Genomic DNA, 6355 nt, shown 5'->3' with positions numbered 1-6355 from the left:
GGTGGCGGGTCCATCGGGCCCGCCAGCACGACGAGTCGGTGACCGAGGAGCAGGTCGAGTCCGCGCTGATCGATCTCTACAGCTACGTGTACCGCGTCGAGCGCGAGGCGGTCCGCCCAGCCGCGCACAAGCGGGTCGAGGCGATGGGCCTGTCCGACCGCTGGGTCCAGGCCGGCCGCCGACTGGACGATCCGTTGCTCGCGGAGGAGCGGCGTGCGCTGGTTGCGTCGTACGCCGCTCTCCGCGCCGCAGTGGAGCGTTAGCTGCGCCCGCCCGCGATCGGGCGTCCGCGCTGCGCTACGCCGGGGCCGCCGTACGGGTAGTCCGCCGCACCGGGATCGCTGGCCCGGTCGAGCTTGTCGGTCTCCTCCGCGGTGAGGTGCAGGTCCGCCGCGGCGAGGTTGTCGTCGAGCTGTTCCAGCGTGCGGGCGCCGAGGATCACCGACGTCATCGCCGGGCGGTCGACGAGCCAGGCGAGAGCGACCTGCGCCATCGAGATGCCACGAGCTTCCGCGATCTCCCGGACTGCGTCGACCACGTCACGCACGCGCTGGTTCTGGCTGCGGCGATGCCACGACTCGACACCGCGGTCCGGGTTCTCACCGAGCCGGGTGGCTCCGGTCGGCAGCTCGTCGAAGGAGTACTTCCCGGTCAGCCAGCCACCGCCGAGCGGCGACCACGGCAACAGGCCTAGTCCGTTCTCCTGCGCGGCCGGGACGATCTCCCACTCGATCTCACGGACCAGCAGGTTGTACTGCGGCTGCAGCGTGACGAGCGGCGACCAGCCACGGTGGGCGATCAGGTCGCACGCCTTCTGCAGCTGCCACCCGGTGAAGTTCGACAGGCCGCCGTACGAGATCTTTCCGGCGCGGACGGCGTCCTCCAGGAAGCTGAGCGTCTCCTCGAGCGGTGTGACCGGATCCCACGCGTGCAGCTGGTAGAGGTCGATGTGATCGACGCCGAGGCGGCTCAGCGACGCCTCCAGCGCGCGGCGGAGGTGGCGGCGCGACGTACCGACGTCGTTGGGTCCGTCGCCGGTCGGGAACCGGCCCTTGGTGGCGAGTACGACGCTGTCGCGCGCGGAACTCTTCGCCAGCCAGCGACCGACGATGTCCTCGGACACGCCGGCCGTGTAGACGTCAGCGGTGTCGATGAAATTGCCGCCGGCCTCGACGTACCGCTCCAGCTGCGCGTGCGAGCCGGGCTCGTCAGTCTCGTTGCCGAACGTCATGGTGCCGAGCGCGTACGTCGAGACGACGGCGCCACTCGTACCGAGAGTGCGGTATTCCACGGTTGCTCCCTCTCATAGAACTGTCCGTGGTGAAGACTACGGTGGCCGTCATGAAGACAAGTGAACTGCTCATCGACGCGCACAGCCGGATCCAGGAGGTCGTGCACGACGTCGTGGAGGGTCTCGACGACAAGACGCTCGCGACCCGGCCTGGGGACACGGCCAACTCGATCGCGTGGCTGGTCTGGCACCTGACCCGGGTCCAGGACGACCACCTCGCCGACGCCGGCGGGTATGAGCAGGTCCACACCGCGGACGGCTGGCACGAGCGGCTCGGGCTGCCCCTCGACGCGGCCGACACCGGGTATGCGCACTCCTCGGACCAGGTGGCGCTGGTCCAGTTCTCGGCCGAGCAACTGCTCGGGTACTACGACGCCGTGCACGCGCGCACGGTGGAGTTCCTGAAGACGGTCACCGATGAGGGTCTCGACCGGATCGTCGACCGCCGGTGGAACCCGCCGGTCACGCTCGGCGTGCGGCTGGTCAGCGTGATCGACGACTGCGCCCAGCACTCCGGTCAGGCGGCGTACGTGAAGGGCCTGCTCAGCTAGCTGAGCGTGGTCCGGCCGATGGAGGTGCCGCTCAGCTGAGGGTGGTTTCCCACAGGGAGGTGCCGGCGATCAGGTAGAGCTTGTGGTTAGGCAACAGGACCGCGTCGGTGACCTGCCCCTCCGGACCCTGCGACTCCTGCGTGGTCCAGTGACCGTTCTGGCCGGTGAGCACCTTCACCTTGTTGTCCTGAGCAACGATCTGGACGACCTTGTCGCCGTCGACGACCGGCGGCGGCAGCTTGTCCTTGTCGCCGACCGGGATCGCCGGGACGTCCTTGAGCCGCGTGGCCTGGCCGGTGTGGTCCAGCTGCCAGATGGCGAGCTTACCGTCGACGTACCCGGAGATGACGCAATCCTTGTCGCAGGTCGCGGTGTTCGCCTGACTGCGGTTGCCGGGCTCCGGGAGCGCGATCCGGGACCAGCCTTGGTTGAGCTTGGTGGATCGCCAGACGGCTGCCTCCTGGGCGACCACGTTCGGCGCGAGACGGACCTGGGAGCCGACCAGGACGATGCTCTCGCCGAGCGTCGTTCCGAAGCCGGGGCCGACCAGGAGGGACGGCGTACTCTGCAGGGCGGTCTTGGCCGGATTCTGCCGGGTCCACTTGGCGTCGCCCTGCGGCAGCCACACCATGGCGTCGTTGCCGGTCTCCACACCGCCCCACGAACCGAGCAGCGCGCGGCCGCTCGGGGTGATGACCGCGCTGTACAGGTCGCCCGCGGTTTGGCCGCCGAACGTGAAGAAATCCTGCGGCCGCTCGATGAGTCCGGTCTGGGGCGTCCCGGTCCACACCGTCCAGCGCGTGTTGGAGTGCGCGCCGCCGGCCGCTCCCCCGAGGGCGAGCAGCTGCTTGCCGTCGTACGCGATCGAGTACCAGATCGCTTCGAAGGCGTAGGGGCTCGCGGGGTTCGGTTTGACCGCGATCGGCGTGCGTTTGTCTCCGTCGAGCAGGAGGAGCTCCGGGACGACCTTGGCGCCGCGGTGGCGCAGGCCCACGAGCAGTTGGTCGCCGTGTTCCGTGAGTACGACGGGCTCCGCCGTACCGACGTCGACCTTCGACCACGCGACCGCCGGCGGTGCTGCCGGGGACTTGTCATTGGTGCAGGCTGCGAGGGCCGCTAGCAGGAGCGCGACCGCGACGACGCGCCGCATCAGCGGTTCTGAGGGAGCTTGGTGGTGGTCTTGCGGCCGGTCCGCGGCGCGGACGGCGGTGGTACGACCGGGCCGATGTCGCCGTCGGGCGCGACGTCGAGGTCGATGATCACCGGCGCATGGTCGCTCGGTCCGGTCCCCTTGCGGGCCTTGCGATCGATCCACGCCGCCTTGACCCGCTGGGCCACCGGATCGGTCGCGAGCATCAGATCGATCCGCATACCGAGGTCCTGGTGGAACATGCCGGCGCGGTAGTCCCAGTAGCTGAAGACGCGCTGGTCCGGCCAGCGATCGCGGACGACGTCATGCAACCCCTTCGCGGCCATCAGGTCCGCGAGCGCCTGCCGCTCGGGCGCGGTCACATGCGTCTCACCGACGTACGCCGCTGGGTCGAAGACGTCGGCGTCGGTCGGGGCGATGTTCATGTCGCCACAGACGATCTGGTCGGCCGGACCGGCTGCGATGACGTCTTTCAGCGCTTCGAGCCAGGCCAGCTTGTACTGGTAGTGATCGGAGTCCGGGACACGACCGTTCGGCACGTAGAGCGAGTGGATCCGGATGCCACCACAGGTCGCCGCGACCGCGCGGGCCTCGGGATGGGGGAATCCGGGCGCCCCTGCCACCCCGGTCGCCACGTCCTCGAGGCCGACCTTGGACAGCAGGGCGACGCCGTTCCACTGCACTTCGCCGTAGAGGGCGGTCTCGTAGCCGCGGCCGGCCAGCTCGTCGCCGAGCAGCGCGGTGAACGCGTCGTCCGCCAGCTTCGTCTCCTGCAGGCACACCACGTCGGGCTGCCGCTCATCCAGCCAGCCCAACAACCGGGGCATCCGCTGCTTGACCGAGTTCACATTCCAGGTAGCCACTCGCACTGGATCACGGTAAACCCAGCAACGGACCATTTCAGCCCAGTTTGGGAGCCCGCCAGACCAATGTGTTGAGGAGATCCTCCTCTGGGCGCTCCACGCTGTTGTTGTGACGCGGTTTGTCCTTGCGGCCCCACGCGTCGTCACCGAGCCACGGCGGAACGCCGAACGGCAGGTCGCGCGGCGGGATCGGCGCATAGTCGGTCTCGAGGAACTTCGGGCCGTAGTTCGGTACGGCGGGATCTCCGTCGAGGTCCGGGGTGACGACGGCCCGCAGCTCCGTCACGGCCTGCCGCCAGCTGTCGACCAAGGCCTGTGGATCGCGGCTCGACGGATGCGGCACCTCGAACAGCGGCACGTTCGGCTTGTCGTCCCAGAGCCGCACTGCGGACCGGGCCTGCGCCCCGAACGCGACGATCGCCTGCAGTTCCGGCCCGGTGATCATCCGCAGCAGCGTGTTGCGCCAGTCCAACTGGTCCGGCCGGGACAGCAGCGGTGCGGCCTGCATGGCACGCGACGGCCGCAGCGCGTACGCGTAGGCGTTGACGAGCGCGTAGCTCTGGGTCAGGCCGAGCTTCGTCAGGAATCCCTGCACGCGTTGACCTGCGTCGCCGACCAGCGTGCGTCCGGCGACGCGTTCGGTCGGTCCGGGATCGGACGCGATCGCGAGCAACCGGGCGGTGCGGTTCAGCCGGCCGCGGTAGAACACCGGCCCCCAGTCGTACCAGAACAATTCCCGATAGTCCGCATAACTGGGCACTTTCGCGAAGTGCCGCGCCACCAGGGCGGGCGGGCCGGGATCGAAGTCAGCCATCGAAATACCTCCCCCTCGACGATGCGTGACTTACGCTCGTGAACAGGGCGGCAATGGGGATTGTACGGGAGGGAAAGCCATGTTCGTACTGCGTGGAACCGTGGTGACGATGCGGCCGGACGGGCAGGTGCTCCCGAAAGGCGCGGTCTATGTCGGCGACGACGGCCTGATCGCGGCGGTCACGCCGATCGACGCCGAACCGCCGGGTTTCGAGAACGCTGCGCGGATCACGGCGGGAGGGCTGATCTTTCCCGGGCTGATCGATCTACACAATCATTTGATGTACAACAGCCTGCCCTTGTGGACCGAGCCTTCGCGCAAGGTTCCGTGGACCTCGCACAACCAGTGGGGGCGGGCGCCGACGTACAGCGCGCAGATCAGCCAGCCGGCCCGCCTGCTCGGTGCGGCCGCCGGCCGAGCCCTGCTGAGGTACGTCGAGACGCGGGCGATCGTCGGCGGTACGACGTCGATCCAGGGCAACCCGCGGGGCGCCGTACCGCCGGACAACGACCTGATCCGGAACGTCGACTCCGAGAAACTCGGCACCCACGACGACTTCATCCGGGTCAGCACACTGGTTGCCGACAGCAAGGAAGCGCTGGCGCCCTATGCGGCGGCGGTCGAGCTCGGCCGCGGATTCATCGCGCACTCGGCCGAGGGATCGGATCCGAAACTGCGCTCGGAGTTCGAGTTGCTCGAGCAGGTCGGGGTGGTGAAACCGCAGCTGGTGGCGATTCACGGGGGTGCGTTGAACGCCGACGATTTCGCCGCGCTGAAGGCGGGGAATTCGAGCCTGGTCTGGTCGCCGTTCTCCAACCTCTGGCTGTACGGCGCGACGGCGGACGTGCGTAGCGCTCACGCTGCCGGCGTACGACTGTGCATCGGGTCGGACTGGGGACCGTCGGGGACGCGCAATGTGCTGTGGGAGTTGAAGGTCGCCGACCTGTGGAACAAGGCCGAGTCGGTGTTCACCGATGAGGAATTGGTGCGGATGGCAACGTCCAACCCGGGCGAGGCGTTGACCGGCGTCTGGCCGCATCCGGTCGGGCAGATCGCCCGTGGCGCGCTGGCCGATCTGATCGTCGTACGGCGGTCCGGCGCCGACGTCCACCGCAGCCTGATCGAGGCCACCGAGGCGGACATCCGGCTCGTGGTGGTCGGCGGACGGGCACGCTACGGCCTGCGCTCATTGATGAAACCCCTGGCACCGTCGGCAACCCAGATCACGGTCGGCAAGCTCTCCCGCAGCATCGACTACGGCGACGCGGCCGTCACGTGGAAGACGGTGGTCGCCGAGCTGGAGCAGATCCGCTCCGATCCTGCCGGCGCCGCCAACCGAGCCGCTACAACCTTCGCCGCACTGGCTGACCAAGGCGTGTTCGACGGCCTCGTCCCCGGTGGCGCAGACCCCGCCACCTTCGACACCTTCAGCGCCACGGATATCGGCGCTGACGGCTTCGTGCTCCTCCCGGACATGCCCGCACCTGAGCTCGACGTCCAGGTCCGCCGCCGCGGGCCGGCCGGCGCCACCCCGGAGGCCGTCACCATCCCACCGCTCGAACCGCTGACCACCGGGACCAGTTGGTTCGACGCCGTCGACGCCAACCCCTTCCACCACGGGTTGCTGAGCGGACTCCGCGCGTACGCTTGAGACATATCACTTGAAGTGTATATACGCCTTCTGTA

The 6355-nt window shown here is 68.7% G+C and carries 7 protein-coding genes; 3 read left to right on the top strand and 4 right to left on the bottom strand.

The window, feature by feature from the left end:
- A partial coding sequence (locus AB0E63_RS43225) for a hypothetical protein (protein ID WP_360379744.1) occupies positions 1–263 on the top strand: 263 nt, incomplete at its 5' end.
- On the opposite strand, the gene AB0E63_RS43220 is transcribed toward AB0E63_RS43225, so the two are convergent.
- Positions 260–1291: an aldo/keto reductase gene (locus AB0E63_RS43220; RefSeq protein ID WP_360379742.1), complete on the bottom strand. Its 1032-nt coding sequence runs from the start codon at positions 1289–1291 to the stop codon at positions 260–262. The two genes, AB0E63_RS43225 and AB0E63_RS43220, sit on opposite strands and share 4 nt — an antisense overlap.
- A gap of 50 nt (positions 1292–1341) precedes the next feature.
- On the opposite strand from AB0E63_RS43220, the gene AB0E63_RS43215 reads away from it, so the two are divergent.
- Positions 1342–1842, top strand: a complete 501-nt coding sequence (locus AB0E63_RS43215; protein ID WP_360379739.1) for a DUF664 domain-containing protein — start codon at positions 1342–1344, stop codon at positions 1840–1842.
- Positions 1843–1873: 31 nt separating this feature from the next.
- On the opposite strand, the gene AB0E63_RS43210 is transcribed toward AB0E63_RS43215, so the two are convergent.
- The 3 genes from AB0E63_RS43210 to AB0E63_RS43200 are packed head-to-tail and all read right to left on the bottom strand — an operon-like array spanning position 1874 to position 4669.
- Entirely contained in the window at positions 1874–2992 is a 1119-nt protein-coding gene (locus AB0E63_RS43210) for a hypothetical protein (RefSeq protein WP_360379737.1), read from the bottom strand.
- On the bottom strand, positions 2992–3861 hold the full coding sequence (locus tag AB0E63_RS43205) for an exodeoxyribonuclease III (protein WP_360379735.1): 870 nt from the start codon (positions 3859–3861) through the stop codon (positions 2992–2994). Before AB0E63_RS43205 ends, AB0E63_RS43210 begins: the two co-directional genes overlap by 1 nt.
- 31 nt (positions 3862–3892) lie before the next feature.
- Positions 3893–4669: a uracil-DNA glycosylase family protein gene (locus AB0E63_RS43200; RefSeq protein WP_360379733.1), complete on the bottom strand. Its 777-nt coding sequence runs from the start codon at positions 4667–4669 to the stop codon at positions 3893–3895.
- A 79-nt stretch (positions 4670–4748) separates the two neighbouring features.
- Between AB0E63_RS43200 and AB0E63_RS43195 the strand changes: the two genes are divergently transcribed.
- Positions 4749–6320, top strand: coding sequence for an amidohydrolase family protein (locus tag AB0E63_RS43195; protein ID WP_360379730.1), 1572 nt, complete (start codon positions 4749–4751; stop codon positions 6318–6320).
- The last annotated feature ends 35 nt before the right edge of the window (positions 6321–6355 follow it).

Origin of the sequence: Kribbella sp. NPDC026596 (assembly GCF_040638415.1) — a bacterium.
In the GTDB taxonomy this organism is placed as follows: Bacteria; Actinomycetota; Actinomycetes; order Propionibacteriales; family Kribbellaceae; genus Kribbella.
The sequence above is the reverse complement of the archived record's forward strand: the minus strand, read 5'-3'. Positions and strand labels throughout refer to the sequence as shown.

Coding starts and splice junctions, on each gene's coding strand:
- AB0E63_RS43215 (WP_360379739.1), top strand. CDS start 1,342: ATGAAGACAAGTGAACTGCTCATCGACGCGCACAGCCGGATCCAGGAG.
- AB0E63_RS43210 (WP_360379737.1), bottom strand. CDS start 2,992: ATGCGGCGCGTCGTCGCGGTCGCGCTCCTGCTAGCGGCCCTCGCAGCC.
- AB0E63_RS43200 (WP_360379733.1), bottom strand. CDS start 4,669: ATGGCTGACTTCGATCCCGGCCCGCCCGCCCTGGTGGCGCGGCACTTC.
- AB0E63_RS43195 (WP_360379730.1), top strand. CDS start 4,749: ATGTTCGTACTGCGTGGAACCGTGGTGACGATGCGGCCGGACGGGCAG.